The organism is Rhodopila sp., from assembly GCF_965277825.1.
In the GTDB taxonomy this organism is placed as follows: Bacteria; Pseudomonadota; Alphaproteobacteria; order Acetobacterales; family Acetobacteraceae; genus Rhodopila.
Map to the genome: position 1 here is coordinate 1096253 of NZ_OZ255846.1, position 19346 is coordinate 1115598.

The 19346-nt window shown below is 66.3% G+C and carries 18 protein-coding genes; 9 read left to right on the top strand and 9 right to left on the bottom strand.

Annotation, left to right across the window (positions count from 1 at the left end; genetic code table 11):
• Positions 1-128 precede the first annotated feature (128 nt).
• Complete coding sequence (locus ACQY4T_RS05610; RefSeq protein ID WP_428538754.1) at positions 129-1916, top strand: hydantoinase B/oxoprolinase family protein; 1788 nt, start codon at positions 129-131, stop codon at positions 1914-1916.
• The gene (locus ACQY4T_RS05615; protein WP_428538756.1) at positions 1913-3970 is read left to right on the top strand and encodes a hydantoinase/oxoprolinase family protein; all 2058 of its coding nucleotides are present in this window, start codon (positions 1913-1915) and stop codon (positions 3968-3970) included. Before ACQY4T_RS05610 ends, ACQY4T_RS05615 begins: the two co-directional genes overlap by 4 nt.
• Here ACQY4T_RS05615 and ACQY4T_RS05620 read toward each other — a convergent pair.
• On the bottom strand, positions 3967-4545 hold the full coding sequence (locus ACQY4T_RS05620; RefSeq protein ID WP_428538758.1) for a Uma2 family endonuclease: 579 nt from the start codon (positions 4543-4545) through the stop codon (positions 3967-3969). The genes ACQY4T_RS05615 and ACQY4T_RS05620 overlap by 4 nt on opposite strands.
• Before the next feature lie 723 nt (positions 4546-5268).
• Between ACQY4T_RS05620 and ACQY4T_RS05625 the strand changes: the two genes are divergently transcribed.
• Complete coding sequence (locus ACQY4T_RS05625) at positions 5269-5706, top strand: CBS domain-containing protein (protein ID WP_428538760.1); 438 nt, start codon at positions 5269-5271, stop codon at positions 5704-5706.
• Positions 5707-5841: 135 nt separating this feature from the next.
• A complete protein-coding gene (locus ACQY4T_RS05630) occupies positions 5842-6132 on the top strand; it encodes a DUF1330 domain-containing protein (protein WP_428538762.1) in 291 nt (96 codons plus the stop codon).
• On the opposite strand, the gene ACQY4T_RS05635 is transcribed toward ACQY4T_RS05630, so the two are convergent.
• Positions 6133-7011: an MBL fold metallo-hydrolase gene (locus tag ACQY4T_RS05635; protein ID WP_428538764.1), complete on the bottom strand. Its 879-nt coding sequence runs from the start codon at positions 7009-7011 to the stop codon at positions 6133-6135.
• A 202-nt stretch (positions 7012-7213) separates the two neighbouring features.
• Between ACQY4T_RS05635 and rpmG the strand changes: the two genes are divergently transcribed.
• Together rpmG and ACQY4T_RS05645 are read left to right on the top strand one after the other, a co-directional pair.
• Entirely contained in the window at positions 7214-7381 is a 168-nt protein-coding gene (gene rpmG, locus ACQY4T_RS05640) for a 50S ribosomal protein L33 (protein ID WP_428538766.1), read from the top strand.
• A 70-nt stretch (positions 7382-7451) separates the two neighbouring features.
• Positions 7452-7862 carry a FixH family protein gene (locus ACQY4T_RS05645; RefSeq protein ID WP_428538768.1) on the top strand — a complete coding sequence of 137 codons (411 nt, stop codon included), beginning with the start codon at positions 7452-7454 and terminating at the stop codon, positions 7860-7862.
• Between the two features lie 51 nt (positions 7863-7913).
• On the opposite strand, the gene ACQY4T_RS05650 is transcribed toward ACQY4T_RS05645, so the two are convergent.
• From ACQY4T_RS05650 to rpmI, 5 genes are all read right to left on the bottom strand, one after another.
• Complete coding sequence (locus ACQY4T_RS05650; protein ID WP_428538770.1) at positions 7914-8462, bottom strand: carboxymuconolactone decarboxylase family protein; 549 nt, start codon at positions 8460-8462, stop codon at positions 7914-7916.
• 121 nt (positions 8463-8583) lie between these two features.
• A complete protein-coding gene (gene pheT, locus ACQY4T_RS05655) occupies positions 8584-11046 on the bottom strand; it encodes a phenylalanine--tRNA ligase subunit beta (protein ID WP_428538772.1) in 2463 nt (820 codons plus the stop codon).
• 3 nt (positions 11047-11049) lie between these two features.
• Positions 11050-12120, bottom strand: coding sequence for a phenylalanine--tRNA ligase subunit alpha (pheS, locus tag ACQY4T_RS05660; protein WP_428538774.1), 1071 nt, complete (start codon positions 12118-12120; stop codon positions 11050-11052).
• 152 nt (positions 12121-12272) lie between these two features.
• Positions 12273-12629 carry a 50S ribosomal protein L20 gene (gene rplT, locus ACQY4T_RS05665; protein ID WP_428538776.1) on the bottom strand — a complete coding sequence of 119 codons (357 nt, stop codon included), beginning with the start codon at positions 12627-12629 and terminating at the stop codon, positions 12273-12275.
• A 14-nt stretch (positions 12630-12643) separates the two neighbouring features.
• Positions 12644-12847 (bottom strand): 50S ribosomal protein L35, encoded by a 204-nt coding sequence (gene rpmI, locus ACQY4T_RS05670; protein ID WP_428489690.1) that lies wholly within the window; start codon positions 12845-12847, stop codon positions 12644-12646.
• Positions 12848-13570: 723 nt separating this feature from the next.
• On the opposite strand from rpmI, the gene ACQY4T_RS05675 reads away from it, so the two are divergent.
• The 3 genes from ACQY4T_RS05675 (at position 13571) to ACQY4T_RS05685 (ending at position 17222) form a co-directional block, all read left to right on the top strand.
• On the top strand, positions 13571-14065 hold the full coding sequence (locus ACQY4T_RS05675) for a MarR family winged helix-turn-helix transcriptional regulator (protein ID WP_428538777.1): 495 nt from the start codon (positions 13571-13573) through the stop codon (positions 14063-14065).
• Positions 14066-14238: 173 nt separating this feature from the next.
• Positions 14239-14943, top strand: a complete 705-nt coding sequence (locus ACQY4T_RS05680; RefSeq protein ID WP_428538779.1) for a ribonuclease activity regulator RraA — start codon at positions 14239-14241, stop codon at positions 14941-14943.
• A 329-nt stretch (positions 14944-15272) separates the two neighbouring features.
• On the top strand, positions 15273-17222 hold the full coding sequence (locus ACQY4T_RS05685; protein ID WP_428538781.1) for a glycosyltransferase family 2 protein: 1950 nt from the start codon (positions 15273-15275) through the stop codon (positions 17220-17222).
• On the opposite strand, the gene ACQY4T_RS05690 is transcribed toward ACQY4T_RS05685, so the two are convergent.
• Both ACQY4T_RS05690 and ACQY4T_RS05695 read right to left on the bottom strand, forming a co-directional pair.
• Complete coding sequence (locus tag ACQY4T_RS05690; protein WP_428538783.1) at positions 17219-18523, bottom strand: aminotransferase class I/II-fold pyridoxal phosphate-dependent enzyme; 1305 nt, start codon at positions 18521-18523, stop codon at positions 17219-17221. The two genes, ACQY4T_RS05685 and ACQY4T_RS05690, sit on opposite strands and share 4 nt — an antisense overlap.
• Positions 18524-18701: 178 nt before the next feature.
• On the bottom strand, positions 18702-19076 hold the full coding sequence (locus ACQY4T_RS05695) for a hypothetical protein (RefSeq protein WP_428538785.1): 375 nt from the start codon (positions 19074-19076) through the stop codon (positions 18702-18704).
• Between the last annotated feature and the right edge of the window lie 270 nt (positions 19077-19346).

The following is a 19346-nucleotide window of genomic DNA, read 5'->3' on the forward strand; positions in this document are numbered from 1 at the left end:
TCGGAACCTGAACCCGAGCAACTAATCGCCTACCGATACGATGCGTCCCCGCATCATGCGACGGCGAACCCGGTTGCCACGAAACCGTATCGGTGGTCGGATGATGGCCCACCAGGCGACAGGCCGCGATGTCCGATCCGATCACTGAAGAACTGTTCCGCAACGCGATCTCGGCGATCGGCGATGAGATGGTGCTGACGATCTACCGCACCGCCTATTCCGGCGTGCTGAAGAACATCATGGACTACAGCGCGGCGATCTGCGACGCCGAGGGCCGGCTGGTGGCGCAAGGGTTGTCGCTGCCCGGTCATCTATGCTCGATCCCGGTGGCGCTGCAAGCGGTGCTGGCGCATTTCGGCGACGACGTGCAGCCCGGTGATATCTTCATCAACAACGACCCCTATGACGGCGGCATGCACCTGCCGGACATCTTCATCTTCAAGCCGCTGTTCGCGCCAAAGGAGCAATCCGGGGAGCCATCCGGGCGCCCGATCGGCTATGCCGCGACGATCTGCCACCACACCGATGTCGGCGGCCGGGTGCCCGGGTCGAACGCCTCGGACAGCCTGGAAATCTACGCCGAGGGGCTGCGTATCCCGCCGCTGAAGCTGTATGAGCGGGACGAGCCGAATGCGACGCTGTTCCGCATGATCGAGCGCAACGTGCGCATGCCCGGCCGGGTGTTCGGCGACATCCGCTCGCAGCTCGCGGCCTGCGAGATCGCGGCCCGTGGCATGGCGGACCTGGTCATCCGTTACGGCGCCGATTCGGTCGTTGAGCTGATGGTTTCGATGATGGACTATTCCGAGCGGCTGACCCGGCAATGCCTTGAGGAGCTGCCGGACGGCGAGGCGACGTTCACCGACTGGATCGACGACGACCAGATCGACCTCGGCGTGCCGATCCCGCTGGTCTGCACCATCCGCAAGCATGGTGACTCGATGGAGGTGGACTGGACCGGCAGTGCGCCGCAGGTGAAGGGCGCGATCAACAATACACTTAGCTATACCGCGGCGATGAGCTTTACGGCGGTCAAGTCGGTGCTGTCGGTCAACATGCCGAACAACGACGGGGTGTTCCGCCCGATTAGGATCATCGCGCCGCCGGGCACGATCACTCACGGCAAGCTGCCGGCGGCCTGTGCGGCGCGTGGGTTGACCGGGTTCCGCGGCGTGGACTGCGCTTTCGGTGCGTTGGCGCAGCTGTATCCCGACAAGGTGTTTGCCGCCTCCGACGGGGGAAACACCGGGCTGACCATCGGCGGCTACGACAAGCAGCTCAATCCGTTCATCTATGTCGACTTCATCTCGGGTTCCTGGGGTGGCCGGCCTTGGGCCGACGGGCTGGACGGCAACACTTGCATGTTCGCCAACATGGCCAGCTTCTCGGTCGAGGTGATCGAGGCGGAGAATCCGCTGGAAGTATTGGACTACGAGTTTGTCCCCGATACTGGCGGCGCGGGTCGGTTTCGCGGCGGCATGGCGCAGCGCAAGACCTGGCGGATGCTGGCCGATGAGGGTGTGCTGCAGGTCCGCGCCGACCGCCAGACGCATCGTCCTTACGGTCTGCAGGGCGGTGGCCCGGGCGCGCCGGGGCGGAGCGTGATGAATCCGGGTTCGGCCGGGGAGACCAAACTGCATGCCAAGATCACCATGAACCTGAAGCGCGGCGAAGTGTTCCGCCACGAGCTGCCGGGCGCCGGCGGCTGGGGGCCGGCGCTGGACCGAGCGCTGGATCTGGTGGCGCGTGACCTGCGCGACGGACTAGTAACGATCGCCGCCGCCGCGCGTGACTATGGTGTTGTCGCCGCCGGCGATCCGCCGCTGATCGATGCTGCCGCCACCGAAGTCCTGCGGGCTCGCCTGAAAGCCGAACGAACACCGCTGCCAGCGGTGGCCTGGGAGCCGGCGGCGTGAGCCTGCGGATCGGCATCGATATCGGCGGTACGTTCACCGATCTGGTCGCCATCGCAGCGGATGGCGGCGTGACGACGCACAAGACGCTTTCGACGCCGCCCGACTACGGCGACGGCATCATCGAAGGCCTGCGCGTTCTGTTGGCTGACCAGCCCGGTCCGGTGGTCGATGTGCTGCACGCCACCACGGTCGGATCGAACACCGTGCTGCAGGCCAGCGGCGCCAAGACCGCGCTGATCACCACGCGCGGCTTCCGCGACATCCTGGAGATCCGCGACCTGCGCATGCCGGTGCTGTACGATATCGGCTGGAGCAAGCCGCGCGCGTTGGTGGAGCGGCGCCTGCGCCTGGAGGTGACCGAGAAGGTCCGCCCCGACGGGTCGATCGCCATCCCGCTGGACGCTGCCAGCCTGGAGCCGGTGCTGGCGATGCTGCGCGCCGAACGCGTCGTCAGCGTCGCCATCTGCCTGCTGCACAGCTACGCCAATCCGGCGCACGAGCAGGCTGTCGCGCGCGCGGTGCACCAGGCGCTGCCCGACATCGCGATCTCGGTCAGCAGCGACATCCTGCCCGAGATCAAGGAATATCCGCGCACCAGCACGACGGTGATCAACGCCTATGTGCAGCCCACGGTGCGGGCCTACATCACCGCGCTGGATGCCAGGCTGCGGGCCTTGGGCATCGCGGCGCCGCTGCAATTGATGCAATCCAATGGCGGCCTGGCGTCGGCCTCGTTCGCCGCCGACTGCCCGGCCCACATCATCGAATCGGGCCCTGCCGCCGGTGTGGTCGGCGCCGCCGGGCTGGCCAGGCGCCTGGGTGAGGCGCGCATCATCACCTTCGACATGGGGGGTACCACCGCCAAGGCCGGATTGGTCGAGAACGGCGAGGTGCTGCGCACCGAGGCGATCGAGGTCGGCGGCGGCGTCATGGCCGGATCGCGGCTGCTGGTCGGGGCCGGTTACATGCTGAAGCTTCCCGCCATCGACCTGGCCGAGGTCGGTGCCGGCGGCGGGTCGATCTGCCGGCTGGACAGCGCCGGCGCGCCGAAGGTTGGCCCCGAGAGTGCCGGCGCGATGCCCGGGCCGGTGTGCTACGGACGCGGCGGTACCGCGCCGACCATCACCGACTGCAACCTGGTGCTGGGGTATCTCGATCCGGGCGGATTGACTGGGGGGTCGATGCGCCTGGACCTCGACGCCGCGCGCGCCGCTGTCGGGCAACAGCTTGGCGAACCGCTGCGGCTGTCGATTGAGGCGGCCGCGTTCGGCATGCTGCGGCTTGCCTCGGCCACCATGATGCGGGCGATCCGGGCGGTGTCGGTGGAGCGCGGTCGCGATCCTCGGCAATTCAGCCTGCTGGCGTTCGGCGGCAACGGACCGCTGTTCGCCGCCGGGTTGGCGGCCGAACTGGGCATCGGGCGGATCATCATCCCGCCGTTGCCGGGAGTGTTCAGCGCCTTTGGCCTGCTGGTCGCGGAGGCCGAACACCATGGCCGGCAGACCATCCGGGTCCGGCTCGACCAGGCCGAACCGGGGCGGATCGGCCGGATCCTGGATGATTTGACCGAGGCGGCGGCGCAACGGTTGAGCCGCGATGGGTTTGCGCCCGATCGCCACCGCTTCCAGCGCGCCGCCGCCGCCCGTTACGCCGGGCAATCGAGCGAGATCGAGGTCGCCCTGCCGGACGGTGCCATTACGCCGGCAACGATTGCCGCGCGGTTCGCCGACGAGCATCAGACCACCTATGGCTTCCGCGCGCCGGCTGGCGAACCGGTCGAGCTGGTCGGCTTGTCGGTGATGGCACGCGGCCTGTCGGAGCAACCGCGTCTGCCCGGCCGCATTCCGCCGTTCAGCCAGGCGGTGCCGGCGAGCCGGCGCATTTGGTTGCCCGATGGCGGCTGGGTAGAGACGCTGGTGACCGACCGGGCCGGGCTGACCAAACCGACCGCCGGGCCGCTGATCGTGCAGGAGTACGATGCCACTTGCCTAGTGCCGAGGGGCATGACCGCGAGCGTCGACGATTTCGGCAATATCCGGTTGCGGCTGGGTTAACCCGCCTGCTCGGTTTCGATTTCATCGGCCAGATCGATGCCGGCGTAGAATTCCACCATTGGCACCTCGATGCCGATTTCCGGCATGCGCAGGGTGTCCTCGGTGGTGCGGGTTTCGGCGATGAAGTCGGTGTCCTTGCGCACGAAAACCATTGCCGCGATCGCATCCTGTTCCAGAATGACGTAGCGCTGGACGGACGGCGTGGCGCCGTACTCGCGCAACTTGCTGATGCGGTCGGTGCGGGAGGTACTTTCGCTGAGTACCTCGAACACCACGACCGGGTCGCGGATCACGGTGGTATTCGAGGCAACGGGTGTGCAGAACACAAACGCGTCGGGATAACGGATGCGGCCGGCGGCCTCGACCTTCAAGGTCGGCCCAAGGACGCGGCAGGGACCCCGGCCGAGGCGATCGCGCAGAGCGAACCGGACGTTGTCACCGATGGTCTCGTGCGCGTAGGTGCCCCCGGTCATCGCCACGGGGTCGAAACCGTCGAATTCCCAGCGCAATTCCTGCCGTTCCTCCCAGGAGAGGAACTCACTGACGGTCATCGGCTTGCGGAGAGCGATGCTCATGAGACCTGTATAGCACGGACAGCCAGGATTGTCGCCGGTCGTCCGGCGATGCAGACTAAACAGGTGCCGTATCGGCGATCGGTTCGATGTCGGCAGAGAGTTCTGCCATCGGCAGCTCGATGTCGATTTTCCGGCATCCTCGCGGTGTGATCGGTGGTGAGGGCGTCAGCGGCGAGGTCGGTCGCCTTGCGCATCCGGATGATGCAACTGACGAGGCTTTGGGCCGGACGATAGGCTTGGGCTGGCAAACGCGATCGTCGGGCCGTATGGCCGGAATCAGCGGCAAGATTCGTGGGCGGCGAAGGTGCGGAGAGGTCGCGCCCGGTCGGTCGGCCAGCCTTCCTGGCATTGATGCCGCTCAAAGCGACGCCCGGATGGCTTGACGGACTGCGGCAAGCGCCAAAGTTGGTGTTGCGTTCTTCATCCTGAACCTCAGCCGGCGCCAAAATGTCGGTAGCGGCCACAGGCATCCAGGAGTGAACCGAAAGCGTGAGCGCAATGCGCTTTGATCAAACGATGCGTCGGGTGAGCGTCAGGCCCTTCAGCGGGTCAGGCAGACAAGGCTGGATTTCGTGCTATAACGATGGGGCCTGTGGGTCAGCGGAAGCAACCCCGGCAAGCCTGGTCTTGGCCACTTGATCTCGGGACAGTGGCCGGAGACACTTGGCTTGCGGATGGATTTGCGGTCTTGCTGACTAATCGTCAATGAAGGGGAACAAAAGAATGTCCGTGGGCGCCGTTTTAAAAGCCAAGATCGCCGCGCAGGTCGTGTCCGTGGAGCCATCGGCGACCGTGCTGGAGATTGCTGAGATCATATCCTCCCGTCGGATCGGCGCGGTGCTGGTGCTGGATGATCACGGTGGCGTGGCCGGAATTGTCAGTGAACGCGACGTGGTGAAAGCGTTGGCGGCCCATACCGACAAGGTGGTGACGATGCGGGCAGACGATCTGATGACCCATAATGTGACCACCGCCACGGCGCAGACCACAATTGTGGAGGCCATGGAACTGATGGATCACGGGTATTTTCGCCATCTTCCCGTCGTCAATGACGGCAAGGTCGAAGGGATTATCAGCATCCGCGATCTGGTGAAGTACCGGATCATGGAGCATGAGCGTGATGCCGACGACATGAAGGCGTATATCGGCCGGATGGTTTGATCCTCCCGCCCACGCCGAACCGGAGCGGCCGCGCGGGGCTTTCGCCCGCGCTTGGACGGAATGGGGTCATCCCATTGTCAGGATCAATCTCTCGGTAGCGTCCGGTGAGGACCCACCCATCCTGGAAGGAAACCCATGGCCAAGACCTACTGGATCGGCACCTATCGCGCCGTGACCAACCCCGACAAGCTCACCGCCTACGCGCAACTGGCTGGCCCGGCCATCGCCGGCGGCGGCGGCAAGTTCATCGTCCGCGGCACCCCGGCCAAGACCTATGAGGCGGGTCTCAACCAGCGCACCGTGGTGATCGAGTTCGACAGCCTTGCCCAAGCCACGGCGGCGCACGACAGCGCGGCGTATCAGGCCGCGCTCGAAGCACTCGGTGACGGCGCCGAACGCGACATCAGGCTGGTCGAGGGCGTCTGATCAGCCGGTGATGTAGTCGCATCTGAATCCGTCGCCCCAGCGTTTGATATAGCCGCGGGATGGCGATGGGAAATGCGCGAAGCAGCATTGCGTGTCGGTGTCGCAATAGGTCTCCAGGAACTTTCGGCGGGTCGCGATGCCCTGGGCCGGATGGTAATCAATACGCATCGCCAGATCGGGCCACCTGGCCTGTAGCGGCGTGTGGATCAGGTCGCCAGTGATCACCGCGTCAAGGCCGCCGCGTCCCAGTGTGACCGCGTAATGATCGATCGTGTGGCCCGGTGTCGGGATCAGCCTGACGAGGTCGTTCAACGCGTGATCGCTGGTTATCAGGTCGTGGCGTTTCGCCTCGACGATCGGGATTACGCTGTCTGCGATCGGCGGCTGCGTCACCTTGTCATTCTCCGCCAGCCAGAAATCCAGCTCGGTTTTTGAGAACAGATAGCGTGCGTTGGGGAAGGTTGGCACCCAGCGGCCGTTTTCCAGCCGCGTGTTCCAGCCGACATGGTCGACGTGAAGATGCGTGCAAAGAACGAAATCGATGTCATTGACGGTCAGGCCGACCTCCGCCAGGCCGGCCATGAACACGTTGTCGGTCTTCATGTGCCACATCGGGCGCGCCGAGCGATCCTTGTCGTTGCCGACGCAACTATCGACCAGGATGACGTGACGCCCGGTGCGCACGATGTAGGACTGGAAGCACAGCACGAGTTTGTCCTCGGCGTCGAGCGCCAGCGGTGCGTTCATCCAGGGGCGGCTGTCGTCCAGCATTTCGGGCGTCAGCTTGGGCAGGAACTCGAGCGCCGGAGTCAGGCCGCATTCCATCTCGATGATGCGGTGGACGATCATGTCGCCGAGCTTGAACGTCGTGGTCGTCATGCTTTGCCGCTCCCGTGGTTATGATCGTTGGGTGGACATTAGCCCCGAACCCGCAGGGCGACAAACCGGCGGCACGCCAGCCTTGCGCCCCTCCGACAAAGCGGCGGCATGCGGGGGTGGCGCAAGCAAAACTCTTGACCGGCGCGCGCTTGTTGCCCATTTTCCCGCCAGGCCGGCGAGCGGCTGTTGAAGGATCAGGCCCATGGCGAAGTCGAACGTCGTTCAGATCAAGCTGATATCCACCGCGGATACCGGCTTCTTCTATGTCACCAAAAAGAACGCCCGCGCCCAGACCAACAAGCTGGAGCTGAACAAATACGATCCGGTGGTGCGCAAGCACGTGCCGTTCAAGGAAGCCAAGATCAAGTAGTGTGCCTTCCGGGGGCGCTTCCCACCGGTCGGCATGACCCGAAGGCGAAACGGGTGCATCGACGCCGCCGATGATCACCTTCCACCATATCAGGCCGATCCTCACGGCCGTGGGCCTGTTTGCCGCTCCGGTCTTGGTTTCGATGCCGGTCAGAGCCGCGGCTCCGGATTATCGTTTTGAGGTCACCGATGTAAGGGCTGCCGGTGCGGGCAAGACCGACGTCGTGCTTCGGCTGCTTCACCTGCCCGACAAGGACCCGGTGAGTGGTGCCGAGATCACTCAGGTGTCGGCCGATCGGGCGCCGGACGGCCAGCCTACGATGAAGGCGCCGGCCAAGCCGCTGCCGGCATCCCAGCCCGGCGTCTACATCATTGAGGTCGAGCCCAGCCGGCCCGGCAACTGGGCGCTGCGGTTGGCCGCCAAGGTCCGCGGCGAGCCCGAAACGCTGCGCGCCACGGTGCCGGTCAAGCTTGGGAACTGACGTCGGTCGTGCGGCGGGTGAGTGACGGCCGGAGACTGGGTGGGTTTGGATCTATAAAGATAGCCTGGCCTCGGCGTCGTCCTCCTGCTCGATCCGCAGCGCGTCGTTGAAGCGGTTGAAGAACCCGCAGAGGGTGATCCGCAACGTCAACTCGACGATCTGGGCTTCCGAGAAATGCTGGCGCAGCCGCTCGAACAGGCTGTCGCGGATCCGGGCGGGCGTCTCCCAGGCCGCGCGCGCGTAGGCCACGACGATCCGGTCCGCGTCATCGAGTTCGGGATTGTCGTCGTCGAGCAAGCGATCGATGGCGTCGGGGGGCAGGCCCTCGATCGCCAGGAACGGCTTGTGGTGAGCCACGCAATAGTGGCACTCGTTCAGTTTCGAAACGACGACGATGGCGATCTCGACATAGCGCTTCGGCAGGGTGGCCGCTTCGCGCAATTCCATCAGCATCGCCATCAGGTGCCGCATCGCCGGCGGAACGTGGGCCAAGACCGCGAGCTGATTGCGGAACGGTCCGTATTCGGCGGCGAAGCGTTCATAGATCGCCGCCTGGTCGGGCGGCAATTCGGCCGAGGCAATGTCACGCACGCGAGCCATGGCTTCATGCTCCCAAATCTTGTTGTAGCGCTTTCAGCGTGATCGCAAACGGTCACCGCGCGCCAGTTCTTTGTTTGAGCGAGCAACCTCGGTCTGATTTTCCAGTCAGGCTGATGTTGATCTACCGCAACGTCGCCCCGGTTGCCTTCGCCACCGCGGCAACGACTTTCTGGCAGGCGGCCTCGATTTCGGCGTCGGTCAGCGTGCGCTCGCGCGGCTGGAAGGTCACCTCGACACCCAGCGACTTCTTGCCGTCGGCCATCTTGTCGCTTTCGTACAGATCGAACAGGCAGACCGACGTGATCAAGCCGCGTTCGGCGCCCCTGGCCGCGCGCAGCACCGCATCGGCGGCGACCGAGGCATCGACCAGGAAGGCGAAATCGCGCCGCAACGGCTGGAACGCCGGCAGATCGGGTGCCGCCTTCTTGCGCCGCTTCGGGTCGGCCACGGCATCGAGGTTCAGCTCGAACATCACCATCGGCCCCGGCAGCCCCAGCCCCGCCAGCAATCTGGGATGGATCTCGCCAAAATAGCCCAGCAGCGTCTTGGGACCCTGGCGCACCATGCCCGACCGGTGCGGGTGCAGGAACACAGGTGCATCGGTGGTCACCTGCAGTGCCTCCAACGGCACGCCGACAGCGTCCAGCAGCGACCATAGGTCACGCTTCGCATCCATCGCGCCGGCCGGACGCTGCGTGGCCAGCCAGGTCCGCGGCGTCGATCCCGAACGCAATCCGGCGGCGACCAGCTTCTGCCCGTCGGGCGCATCGATGTCGAACGCCGGCCCGACCTCGAACAGCGCGACATCGGCATAGCCGCGCGCGGCGTTGCGCCTGGCCGCCAGCGCCAGCGTTGCCAGCGGTGTCGGGCGCAACTGGTCGAGGTCCGCCGCGATCGGGTTGATCAGGCGCAGCGCCTCGGGCGTCGGGCCGAACCGTTCGGCGTCCGCGCGGGCCATGAAGCTGAAGGTCACGCACTCCATCAGGCCGGCAGCGGCGAGGGTGCGGCGCGCCACGGCGGTGCGCTGTTGCCGGGGAGTCAGGGTGGCAACCGGCACCGGGCTGTCGCGCGGCAGCGAGACCGCCGCCACCGCGTCCAGCCCGCGCAGGCGCAGGACTTCCTCGATCAGGTCGCTTTCGGCCTCGATCGCGGCGCAGCCTTCGGCGGCGGCGGCGGCCTTGGCTGGATGCAGTGTCGGCGACTGATCCAGGGCGATCGGCATAGCGACGTCGTTGCGCCACGACGGCACCGCCACTGTCACCCGCTCGGCGTCGCGCCGGCGTAGGGCGAAACCCAGCCGCTCGAGCGAGGCAACCGCGGCATCGGGGGAAATGTCGGATCCGCCGAACGCGGCAATGCGGGCGAAGCGCATGCTGGCGTCGCGCTGCCATGCCGGTTCGGCGCCGGCGGCGGTCACCGCACCGGGTTCGCCGCCGCACAGTTGCAGGATCAGCGCGGTGGCGGCCTGGATCGCGTCGGGCATCAGGCCTGGGTCGATACCACGCTCGAACCGCTGGCGCGCGTCGGACACGATCTGGTGGCGCCGCCCGGTTTGCGCGATGCGCACCGGATCGAACAGCGCGCATTCGACGAAGACCCCGGTGGTGGTCTCGTCGCAGCCGGTCGCCTCGCCGCCGATCACGCCGGCGATCGACTGCACCCCGGCGGCATCGCAGATCGCGCAGTCCTCGGCATCGACGACGTAGTCCTTGCCGTTCAGCGCTCGCAGCGTCTCGCCGCTTCCCCGGCGCAAGGTCAGCACGTCACCGGTCAGCTTGGCCGCGTCGAACACGTGCAGCGGGCGGCCGAGGTCGACGGTGAAGAAGTTGGTGATATCGACCAGCGCGTTGATCGGCCGCAGCCCGATGAAGGTCAGCCGATCCTGCAGCCATTTCGGGCTTGGGGAGTTCCGCACGCCGCGGATGCCGCGGCCGATGATCCAGGGACAGGCCTCGGGGAACGCGATGTCCCAGCGCGGGCCGCCATCGAACAGCGGCGGGATGGGGGCAGGGGCGAACGGCTTCAGCGTGCCAAGGCCGGCCGCCGCCAGGTCGCGCGCCACGCCGCGGACCGAGAAACAATCTCCGCGATTCGGGGTGACGGCGATCTCGATTACCGGGTCGTCGAGACCGGCATAGGCCGGGTAGGATACGCCGACCGGTGCATCCGCCGGCAGTTCGATGATCCCGGCGTGATCGTCGCCGAGGCCCATTTCGCGCGCTGACAATAGCATTCCGGCGCTTTGCACGCCGCGGATCTCGCCGACTTTAAGGGTGATCCCGGTGCCGGGGATGAACGCTCCGGGCGCGGCGAACACTGCCTTCATGCCGGTGCGGGCATTGGGCGCGCCGCACACCACAGACACGATGCCGTCGCCGGCATCGACCTGGCAGGCGCGCAGCCGGTCGGCATTGGGGTGCTGCACCGCCTCGATCACCTGGGCGACGCGGAACGAGGCCAGCGCGGCGCCGGGATTATCGACGCTTTCCAGTTCCAGCCCGATCTGGGTCAGCGTATCGGTGATATGGGTCAGCGAGGCGTCGGTCTGGAGGTGCGATTTCAGCCACGACAGGGTGAACTTCATCGTTCACACTCCTTCGTGCAGCATGGTCGGCGCCAGCGGGTTGAAGCCGTAATGGCGCAGCCAGCGCAGGTCGGATTCGTAGAACGGCCGCAGATCGGCGATGCCGTGCTTCAGCATGGTGACGCGTTCGACGCCCATGCCCCAGGCGAAGCCCTGCCACTCGCGCGGGTCAATGCCGCAATTGGCCAGCACCCGGGGATGCACCATGCCGCTGCCCAGGATTTCCAGCCAATCGCCGCCGCGGCCGAGTTCCCCGGTCCTGCGGTTCCAGCCGATATCGACCTCCATCGAGGGTTCGGTGAACGGGAAATACGACGATCGGAACCGCACCGGCAGGTCGGCGATGGCGAAGAACGTGCGCAGGAAGTCGATCAGGCAGCCTTTCAGGTGGCCCAGCGTCATCTGGCGGTCGATCACCAGCCCCTCGCACTGGTGGAACATCGGCGAGTGGGTGGCGTCATGGTCGGCGCGGTAGGTGCGGCCGGTGACGATGACGCGGATCGGCGGGTCTTGCGCCAGCATGGTGCGGATCTGGCCCGGCGAGGTGTGGGTGCGCAGCACCATCGGGGTATCGCTGCCGGTGCGCGGCGGCAGGTAGAAGGTGTCGTGGTCGGCGCGCGCGGGATGGTGCGCGGGGATGTTCAGGGCGCCGAAGTTGAACCAATCAGTTTCGGCGTCCGGGCCGTCCACCACGGTGCATCCCATGGCGCCGAAGATCGCCGCGATCTCTTCCATGGTGCGGGCGATCGGGTGGATCAGGCCGGGCTGGGCGGGCCACGGCGGCAGGGTCGGATCGATCCGCTCCGACAGCACGCGGGCGTCCAGCGCGGCGTCTTCCAGTTGCGTCTTGCGCGCCTCGATCGCCGCAGTCAGCGCATCCTTCAGCCGGTTCAGTGCGGCGCCGCGGTCCTTGCGCTGTTCCGGCGGCGTCTTGCCGAGGTCGCGCAGCATCCCGGTCAGGCTGCCGTTGCGGCCCAGCACGGCGATGCGCACCGCGTCCCAGGCGCGCAGGTCGGGCGCGCCGGCCAGGGCGGCATCGGTGATGGTCTTCAGGGTTTCAAGATCGTCGCTCATGCCAGATCGTTGTTCATGATCGAATCCCGTACATGCGGGCGGGCGCCCCGGTCAGGCGGTCCACCGGCCAGATTGCGGCGTGCCGGATCGAGGTTGTCCGATCGCGGCTTCGCACATCGCGGCTTCTCAGGGGCCGAGGTTCAGACCCAAAATCAGCCGAGGGCGGTCTGCACCTTGCGCACGATCGCCGCGAAGGATTCCGCATCGTCGTAGGCGATGGCAGCCAGCACCTTGCGGTCCATCTCGATCCCGGCCTTCTTCAGTCCGTCGATAAATCGGCTGTAGGTCAGACCGTGCTCGCGCACCGCGGCGTTGATCCGCTGGATCCACAGCCCGCGGAATTCGCGCTTCTTCACCCGGCGGTCGCGGTAGGCGTATTGCAGCGACTTCTCCAGCCGCTCACGCGCGATGCGATAGTTGGTCGATGACCGGCCGACGAAGCCCTTGGATTGTTGCAGGACTTTCTTGTGGCGGGCGTGGGTGGTGGTGCCCCGTTTGACGCGTGCCATGTGGTGCTACTCCGTCAACCGAGACCGTAGGGGGCCCATTGCTTGACGGTCAGGCCGTCCGCATGGGTCAGCACCTGGCTGCCGCGGTTCTGCCGCTTGGCTTTCTGCGAGCGATTGATCAGGCCGTGGCGTTTGTTGCCGGGTCCGGCCAGCACCTTGCCGGTCGCGGTGATCTTGAACCGCTTCTTGACCGAGGACTTGGTCTTCATCTTGGGCATTTTGATCTCCTTATGGCTGGCGCCCGCCACCCAGCGCGGGTATCATCCGCAAGCCGTCGTGGACAAGCAGTCGCGGCCGGGCATGCCCTTCCAGGCCCGGTCTCGCAGACAAGGGCGGGGATATAGCGAGGCTGGCAGCGCCAGGCAAGCGCGGATCACGCAACCTGCGATAGCCAACCCCTGATGTAGCCAACCCTGTTATGGCCAATGCTGCGATAGTCAACGCTGCGAGCGCCAACCCTGATATAGCCAACGCTGATATAGCCAACGCTGATACTGGCGGCCGGGCAGACGCAGCCCCGGCGATACGGAGGCTGGCTCGGGCCGGTCGCAATCGCGTGATGGTTCGGGTTTCATTCCAGACTTGCGCGAGGTGTCGGTCCAAGTTCCCGTCATACGCATGTCCTTGCACTGGATACTCGTAACAGTTGTGGGGTTCTTTCAAGAACACGGCCGACGCGCCCATCACGAGATGGCTCGGAGTATTGTACTGCCCGAAGTATCGATCGCCTGGACTCACGGCGCTCCGCGGCCTTTGATGCCACGATGGTAACGCATGACCGATCAAGCAAAAGTCAGCCTCGGAAGTCATGACCTTGATGGCATGGCCGTTGTTTCCGCGTTCCATCACCAATGGCGGAAATGCCGGCGTCACTGCCCGATGTCGGTTGTTGCGCGGTGACTTCTCCGCCATGATTGCAGCAGGATGCGAGGTGGTTTCAAGTGAAAGAACCAGTTGACGTAGAAAAAACCCCTCGCCTTGGGGAGTTTCGGCTTGAAGATTTCTTGCCTTACCGCCTGGCCTCGGCCGCCGAATCCGTGTCCCACCTGATGGTCCGTCATCACCTTGCGCGGTCCGGCCTGGCGATGCCGGAATGGCGCTTGCTTGCCGCGGTCGGCCGCTTCGGCGTGCTGTCGCCGACCGCCGCCGGAGAGCGAACCTCGATGGACAAGGTCAAGGTTAGCCGCGCCGCCGCAGGCCTGGTGGCACGTGGGCTGATGCGACAAGGCGCCGACCCTGACGATGGCCGCGGCCGTCTGCTGCGGCTGACTCGGAAGGGTTCGACCGTATTCTCAGGCGTCGCCTCCACCGCCGGCGAGATCGAAGCCGCGCTTGCCCCCGGCCTGACCCGAACCGAGTGGACCGCCTTGCACAAGGCATTGGGCAAGCTCGCCGCGCACGCGCAGTCGATCTTGATCGGTTCATCAAACGAATGATCCCGCTCGGCCGCCGCTAGCCACGGACCGCCGCTCCAACAGCCGTCCCTGAATCTCGAACGCGAATTATCTCGGACCCGAGTCGCAGACCGGGGGTCCGTGGTCTGGCGGGATCTTGCGCCGAGCGGCCAATGGCGTGTCAATTCGCCGCCAGCAGCAGATCGGACAGGTGCATGACCATCGACCCCGCGACCCTCGCCGCGCTTTCTGGGATTTCCACGGCAACAATTACGACGGTGCTGCTGAAAAAAGGTCTGCGCAATGTGTGGATGCGCGGAACCAGGCCGATCCGGGCCGGCCAGCCCCGCATCGTCGGCGCCGCCTTCACGCTGCGTTTCGTGCCGGCGCGAGAGGACCTGGCGACACCGGAATCCTGGTCATCACCGATCTCGACCCGAGCCGCGATCGAAGCCATGCCGCAGGGCTGCATCACCGTGGTGGATGCCATGGGCGTCACCGATGCCGGCATTTTCGGCGATATCCTCTGTGCACGGATGGCGAAGCGCGGCGTCGCCGGCCTGGTCACCGATGGCGTGGTGCGCGATCTCGCCGGCGTGCTGGCAACCGGGCTGCCGGTGTGGTGCCAGGGCGCGGCGGCGCCTGCCTCGGTGACCGGCCTGACTTTCGTCAACTGGCAGCAACCGATTGGCTGCGGCGGCGTCGCGGTGTTCCCGGACGACGTCGTCATGGTCGATGACGACGGTGCGGTGGTGATCCCGAACAAGCTAGTGGCCGAGGTTGCCGCCGTCGCCGCCGATCAGGAGCGGCTGGAAGAGTGGATTATGACCGAGGTTAATCAAGGCGCATCGCTTCCCGGCCTGTATCCGCCGAACGCCGAGAACAAGGCGCGCTACGAGGTCTGGGCGAAGCACCGGTAGATCACGCCCGGCGATCCGAATCGGGCCACCCCGCGAACGGGCCACGCGCTTTGCGGGCACGCGCCAATCGGGCAAGCGCAGGTCGGCGCGCGCAAGTGGGCACGCGCAAGTCGGGCACGCGCAAGTCGGGCACGCTCAGGTCGGGCACGCTCAGGTCGGGCACGCAATCCGGTCGCGTGCTCGCGCAGCGCCGGATTGTTACGACGGACCGTCGATACAGGGTCCGCCAACTCACAGTGATGTCATGACACGCACGGGATCGTACGCGCCTATCCAGCGTCTCCTGGACACAGTTGCAACGCGCCGTTCGGTGCATCGAAGAGCCAGTTTTGCCCGATCTCCCAGTCTCACCTGATTTGAGTGCCGAAACCGAACCCCTGATCGACCCGGCGTCAAGCATCGATCGTGCCGCGGCGCCTGGGCCGGGATCGGCCGGCGGCAAGGTCATGCAGCGCCTGGTGCCGCGTGCCTGGGCGCCGGCGCGGCGCACTCTTTCCGGCGCCGCCTCGCGCCTGCCACCCGGCCTGCGCAACCGGCTTCGCCGGCTGTTGCGGCTGGGGCGTCCCGACATGGGCGACATCGAGCGCGACTATGCGAACTGGATCGCGCTGTATGACCGAATCGATGACGCAACCCGGCGCTCGATCGGCGCCGACATTGCCCGGATGCTCGACCCACCGCTGATCTCGGTGCTGATGCCGGTGTTCAATCCGCCGCCCGCCCATCTGTCGGCGGCGATCCGCTCGGTTCAGGATCAACTGTATCCGTGGTGGGAGCTGTGCATTGCTGACGACGCTTCCACCGATGCGGCGGTCATCGACCTGCTACGTGAGGTGGCCGAACGCGATCATCGGATCAAGCTGGTGCGGCGGGAGCGGAACGGCCACATCTCGGCCGCGTCGAACTCGGCGCTGCGACTGGCGAGCGGGCCATTCGTGGCGCTGCTGGATCATGACGACCTGCTGCCGGCGCATGCGCTCCATCAGGTCGCGACCACCGTCCTGGCGCATCCCGATGTCGATATCATCTATTCCGATGAGGATCATATCGACGACGACGGGCGGCGATCGCATCCCTACTTCAAGCCGGACTGGAATCCGGACCTGATGCTGGGGCAGAACCTGATCAGCCATCTTGGTGTCTATCGCAGGACGCTGGTTGACCGTATCGGCGGCTTCCGCACCGGTTTCGAGGGCAGCCAGGACTACGACCTGGCGCTGCGGGTGGTGGCCGAGACGCGGCGCGACCGCATCCGGCATATCCCCAAGGTGCTTTATCACTGGCGACAGGGAGCCGGGGACCGGACCTTTTCCGAGGCCTCGCATCAGCGCTGCGTCGATAACGGGCGCCGCGCGGTGCAGCAGTTCCTCGGTCGTGACCAGCCGGGGGCGCGGGCCGAAGCCACCCCGTTCGTCGCGGGATGGACCCGCGCCGTTTACCCGGTGCCGGACCCGGCGCCGCTGGTATCGGTGATCCTGTCCGCCACGGCCCCGGTCAGCATGGTGCCCGGTTGCATCGAACACCTGCTGAACCGGACCGATTATCCGGCGCTGGAGATCCTGACCGCGGCGGAAGAGGCCGACGCCTGGCCTCGGGCGGTCGCGTCCGACGACCGGGTGCGGCGCATTGCCGGCGGTTCCCCGGACTGGACCAACCAGGCCGCCGAGGCGGCACGCGGACCGCTGCTGCTGTTGCTTGACCCCGGTCTGGTTCCCAGCGGCGCCGGGTGGCTGCGGGAGATGGTGTCCCAAGCGGGTCGCCCCGCGGTCGGAGCGGTCGGTGCCAAGCTGCTGTCACCGCGTGGAACGGTACGCCAGGCCGGCATCGTGCTGGGTGGCCGAAATTTGGCCCTTGCACCGTTCGTGGGCCGGCGCCGCGCCCAGGGCGGCTATTTCGGTCATTTGCAGATCGCCCGCGAGGTCACCGCGGTGAGCGGGCAGTGCCTGCTGGTGCGGCGGACCGCGTTTCTGGCGGCCGGCGGGCTGGACGAGGTGCTGGCGTGCAGCTCATTCAGCGATGTCGATCTGTGCATGAAGCTCGCCGATAGCGGATGGCGCACGGTCTGGACGCCGTATGCGGAACTCAGCTTTGGTCCCGAAGCGCCGAGACAGACTGGATTCGAGCAAGCCGTTGCCCGCATGCGACAGCGCTGGGGTGATCGGCTGGATGGGGATCACTACTGGAGCCCCAACCTGTCGACTGATTCCAGCGACATCGGGCTGGCATTTCCACCGTCGTACGCGGTCGGTTCCGTCGCTCCGGCAGGCGCCCCCGGTTAGCCGGTTTCACCCCGCGCCGCGGTTTGCTGTTCGATCGCCGCCAACAGGATGCACAGCGCAATGGCCTCCGACGCGGCGGTGACATCGGCGAGTGACGGGAAGGTCGGGGCGAGGCGCAGGTTGCTGTCGTGCGGATCATGGCCGTTTGGCCAGGTGGATCCAGCCGCCGTCAGCGCCAGCCCGGCATCCCTGGCCAGCGCGACGACCGCCTTCGCGGTACCGGGAACCGCATCCAGGCTGATGAAGTAGCCGCCCTCGGGCCGCGCCCAGGTTGCCGCCCCGGTGCCGGCCAGGCGCTGATCCAGCGCCGCCTCCACCGCCCTGAATTTCGGCGCCAGCAGGGCGCGGTGGCGGTCCATATGCCGCATCAGACCGGCCTGGTCGTGCAGGAACCGCACGTGGCGCAACTGGTTCAGCTTGTCCGAGCCGATGGTGCGCTTGAACGCGCGTGCCATGAACCAGGCGAGATTGGCTGGCGAGGAGGCGAAAAACGCCAGGCCGGCGCCGGCCAGCGTGATCTTCGAGGTCGAGCCGAAAACGAACGCTCGGTCCGGGTTTCCCGCCGCCGCACAGGCATCGAGGATGGAGGGTATTTCACGCTGCTGCCCGGTCAGGTGGTGCACCGCGTAGGCATTGTCCCAGAACAGCCGAAAATCGGCGGCGCCGGTGCGCATCGCGGTGAGCCGGCGGACGGTTTCGGCGGAATACACCTCACCCGTGGGATTGGAGTATTTCGGCACGCACCACATGGCTTTGACGCTGGGGTCCGCGACCAACGCCTCGACCGCGTCCATGTCCGGGCCTTGTCCGGTCAGTGCGACCGGCAGCATGCGGATGCGGTATTCCTCGCACAGCGCGAAGTGTCGGTCGTAGCCGGGAACCGGGCAGATGAACGCTGGCGCCGTCTGCTGGACCATAGTGCTGCCCCAGGCGGAGGCGCCGCCCGGGACGCCTTTCAGCAGGGCCCAGACGATGCAGTCGTGCATCACCGCCAGGCTGGAATTGTCGGCGACGAAGATCTGTTCCGCCGGGGCACCCAGCATCGGGGCGAACAGCGCGCGAGCCTCGGGCAGACCTTGCAGCACGCCGTAGTTGCGGGCGTCATCACCGGCCTCGGCGAAATAGTCGCGGTTGCCGGGCAGGGCCAGCATCTCGTTCGCGAGGTCGAGTTGATCCGGCGCCGGCTTGCCGCGCGTCATGTCGAGCCGCAGGCCGCGGCCTCGGAAAGCGTCGTATTCGGCACGCGTCTGGCGGCGCAGGGCTTGCAGCTCTGGATTCGACAAATCGACGATTCGGGTCATTCCGGACCTCCTGCATCAAGGCGCCGATCTACGCCGAACCACGCCGCCGACAACCGTTACAATGGCGACAGGGCCATGCGTTCGCAGCAGGCATGGCCAAGCGCGGTCGCGCTCGATGCTCAGGCGCCGATTATCACGCGCCCGACGATCAGGCGCCAGACCATCATGCGTCGGGCCATCAGGCGCCGCGTTTGCGAACCGGCGCAAGCGGCTGCATCCCGAAGGCCGCCGGCAGGTTGGTCGTCGTCGATCCCGGTCCGGGTGGCGTTTCCGGCGTGGCCCGCATTTTGCCGGATTGCGAGGCCGGCGCGGCATCGTGTTCGTCGTCGGCGATTTCGGTTTCGAGCACCGCCGTCAGGTTCGGGGTGATGCCATTGCCCAGAATGTCGCCTGACAGGTCCAGGTCGTCCCCGATCACCACTGGGATCGCCACCGCCTCGGCGAAACCCGCCTCGGCCAGCGCATGGCTGGGGTCCTCGCCGTCCTCGACAAGCACCGCGCGGATCGACACCCGGTTGAACGTCGGCACTCGGTCCATTGGATCATCACTCATGCACAATGCCTCATTGCCCCGCGCCGGGTTGCCCCGCGCCGCATCGCCCCACGCCTCATCACCCAGCCCCGATTTCCCCGGCCGCATCGACCAGTGCCGCATTGCCGAAAGTCCATTCGCAAAAGCGCCATTCCAAACCCTTCAGGCCATACCCCTTGACCACAACCTCGGCCCGAACCCGTCAGTCCGAACCTGTCAGTCCGGACCTGTCAGTCCGAACCTGTCAGTCCGAACCTGTCAGTCCGAACCCCCCAGCCCAACGTTCACTGA

Coding starts and splice junctions, on each gene's coding strand:
- ACQY4T_RS05610 (WP_428538754.1), top strand. CDS start 129: ATGTCCGATCCGATCACTGAAGAACTGTTCCGCAACGCGATCTCGGCG.
- ACQY4T_RS05620 (WP_428538758.1), bottom strand. CDS start 4,545: ATGAGCATCGCTCTCCGCAAGCCGATGACCGTCAGTGAGTTCCTCTCC.
- ACQY4T_RS05625 (WP_428538760.1), top strand. CDS start 5,269: ATGTCCGTGGGCGCCGTTTTAAAAGCCAAGATCGCCGCGCAGGTCGTG.
- ACQY4T_RS05630 (WP_428538762.1), top strand. CDS start 5,842: ATGGCCAAGACCTACTGGATCGGCACCTATCGCGCCGTGACCAACCCC.
- ACQY4T_RS05635 (WP_428538764.1), bottom strand. CDS start 7,011: ATGACGACCACGACGTTCAAGCTCGGCGACATGATCGTCCACCGCATC.
- rpmG (WP_428538766.1), top strand. CDS start 7,214: ATGGCGAAGTCGAACGTCGTTCAGATCAAGCTGATATCCACCGCGGAT.
- ACQY4T_RS05645 (WP_428538768.1), top strand. CDS start 7,452: ATGATCACCTTCCACCATATCAGGCCGATCCTCACGGCCGTGGGCCTG.
- ACQY4T_RS05650 (WP_428538770.1), bottom strand. CDS start 8,462: ATGGCTCGCGTGCGTGACATTGCCTCGGCCGAATTGCCGCCCGACCAG.
- pheT (WP_428538772.1), bottom strand. CDS start 11,046: ATGAAGTTCACCCTGTCGTGGCTGAAATCGCACCTCCAGACCGACGCC.
- pheS (WP_428538774.1), bottom strand. CDS start 12,120: ATGAGCGACGATCTTGAAACCCTGAAGACCATCACCGATGCCGCCCTG.
- rplT (WP_428538776.1), bottom strand. CDS start 12,629: ATGGCACGCGTCAAACGGGGCACCACCACCCACGCCCGCCACAAGAAA.
- rpmI (WP_428489690.1), bottom strand. CDS start 12,847: ATGCCCAAGATGAAGACCAAGTCCTCGGTCAAGAAGCGGTTCAAGATC.
- ACQY4T_RS05680 (WP_428538779.1), top strand. CDS start 14,239: ATGACCATCGACCCCGCGACCCTCGCCGCGCTTTCTGGGATTTCCACG.
- ACQY4T_RS05690 (WP_428538783.1), bottom strand. CDS start 18,523: ATGACCCGAATCGTCGATTTGTCGAATCCAGAGCTGCAAGCCCTGCGC.
- ACQY4T_RS05695 (WP_428538785.1), bottom strand. CDS start 19,076: ATGAGTGATGATCCAATGGACCGAGTGCCGACGTTCAACCGGGTGTCG.